Origin of the sequence: Lacisediminihabitans profunda, from assembly GCF_008040105.1 — a bacterium.
GTDB classification, from domain to species: Bacteria; Actinomycetota; Actinomycetes; order Actinomycetales; family Microbacteriaceae; genus Lacisediminihabitans; species Lacisediminihabitans profunda.
Genome location: NZ_VRMG01000027.1, coordinates 1 through 201, shown reverse-complemented (window position 1 = coordinate 201; position 201 = coordinate 1). Strand labels below are relative to the sequence as shown.

Sequence of the window (201 nt, the reverse complement as noted above, 5' to 3'; positions counted from 1 at the left end):
GTGGGCGACGGAAGCGACCTCGGTCGCATCAGCTCGCAGCAGGTCTTCCTGTCGTCGCTCGTGCGTACGGTGAAGAGCGACAGCACCCTCACCGACTTCACCAAGCTCTTCGGTCTCGCCACGGCGGCCTCCAAGAACATGACGTTGTCGAAGAACCTCAGCAACCTCAACACCATGGTGTCGATCGCGCTGGTGCTCAAG

1 pseudogene is annotated in these 201 nt (G+C 61.2%); it reads left to right on the top strand.

Features of this window, described 5'->3' with window-relative positions:
• Nucleotides 1-201, top strand: a pseudogene (locus FVP33_RS18920) (LCP family protein); the annotation flags it as partial.